General features: G+C 74.9%; 2 protein-coding genes and 1 pseudogene. 2 read left to right on the plus strand and 1 reads right to left on the minus strand.

What is annotated here, in order from left to right:
* Positions 1–151: pseudogene (locus H5J30_RS37175) on the minus strand (SAM-dependent methyltransferase); the annotation flags it as partial.
* Positions 152–300: 149 nt separating this feature from the next.
* Between H5J30_RS37175 and H5J30_RS32655 the strand changes: the two are divergent.
* Positions 301–1,116, plus strand: coding sequence for a CoA transferase subunit A (locus tag H5J30_RS32655; RefSeq protein WP_181791285.1), 816 nt, complete (start codon positions 301–303; stop codon positions 1,114–1,116).
* A gap of 8 nt (positions 1,117–1,124) precedes the next feature.
* Positions 1,125–1,511, plus strand: a 387-nt coding sequence (locus H5J30_RS32660) for a CoA-transferase (protein WP_309505703.1), incomplete at its 3' end; no start/stop codon positions are given.

Consider the following 1,511-nt stretch of genomic DNA (forward strand, 5'->3'; position numbering starts at 1 on the left):
CGACGGCGGCGGCGAACGCGTCCAGCACCCGGTCGGGGGTGCGGAACGGGGTGCCGTCGAACTTCGGCGCCAGCAGGTCGTAGCCGCGTTCCGTGGAGGACATCGCCTGCACGGTCAGTTCGAGAAGGGTCGGGCCCTCGGGACTGAACATCGGTGATCAGCGTAGTGCCGGCGGGCCCGCGACCCGCGTACGTCCCCGGGGCGGGGGCCGTTGACATGCGTGGACGGCCGGTCCCAGACTCGGACCGAGCAGCGGTGAACTCCCGTGCGCACAGCGAACATCCCGGGGAGCGAGGCGGCATGGCGGAGATCCGGACCTTGCGGGACGCGGTGGCCGGGCTGGTGCACGACGGCGACACGGTCGCGATGGAGGGCTTCACCCACCTGATCCCGTTCGCCGCGGCGCACGAGGTCATCCGCCGCGGCGCCACCGACCTGACGCTGGTACGGATGACCCCCGACCTGATCTACGACCAGCTCATCGGCGCCGGGCTCGCGCGCAAGCTCGTCTTCTCCTGGGGCGGCAACCCCGGCGTCGGCTCCCTGCACCGCTTCCGCGACGCGGTCGAGAACGGCTGGCCCCGGCCGCTGGAGGTCGAGGAGCACAGCCACGCCGGCATGGCCAACCGCTACGCCGCCGGCGCGGCCGGCCTGCCGTTCGCCGTCCTGCGCGGCTACCGCGGCACCGGGCTCGTCGCCCGTACCCCCACCGTCGCCCCCGTCACCTGCCCGTTCACCGGCGAGGAACTGGCCGCCGTGGCCGCCGTCAACCCCGACGTCGCCGTCATCCACGCCCAGCGGGCCGACCGCGCGGGCAACGTGCAGTTCTGGGGGCTCACCGGCGTGCAGAAGGAGGCCGTGCTCGCCGCCAGGCGCTCGCTGGTCACCGTCGAGGAGATCGTCGACGAGCTGCGCCCGCGGCCCGGCGCGGTCGTGCTGCCGGGCTGGGCCGTCACCGCGGTCGCCGAGGTCCCCGGCGGCGCCCACCCGTCGTACGCGGCGGGCTATTCCGTACGCGACAACGCCTACTACCGCGACTGGGACGCCCTCTCCCGCGACCGCGCCCGGTTCGCCGCCTGGCTGGAGGAGCACGTGCGCGGCGGAGCGCCCCGGTGACTCGGCCGGTGACGCGGCCGGGGACCGGCCCCGCGTGGACCTCCGACGAGCTGATGGAGGTCAACGCCGCCCGCGCGCTGGCCGGCGCCGGCACCTGCTTCGTCGGCATCGGCCTGCCCAGCACCGCCGCCAACCTCGCCCGCCGCACCGCCAACCCCGGCCTCGTCCTCGTCTACGAATCCGGCGCCATCGGCGCCCGGCCCGGCCGGCTGCCGCTGTCCATCGGCGACGGCGAACTCGCCGACACCGCCGACGCCGTGGTCTCCGTACCCGAGCTGTTCAACTACTGGCTGCAGCCCGGCCGGATCGACGTCGGCTTCCTCGGCGCCGCCCAGCTCGACCGGCACGCCAACATCAACACCACCCTCGTCCGCACCGCCCCCGGCCGCCCCGAC

The organism is Streptomyces phytophilus, assembly GCF_013870535.1.
Lineage (GTDB): Bacteria > Actinomycetota > Actinomycetes > Streptomycetales > Streptomycetaceae > Streptomyces > Streptomyces phytophilus.

Excerpts from the sequence above, each read along its gene's own strand:
- H5J30_RS32655 (WP_181791285.1), top strand. The coding sequence starts at position 301 with ATGGCGGAGATCCGGACCTTGCGGGACGCGGTGGCCGGGCTGGTGCAC.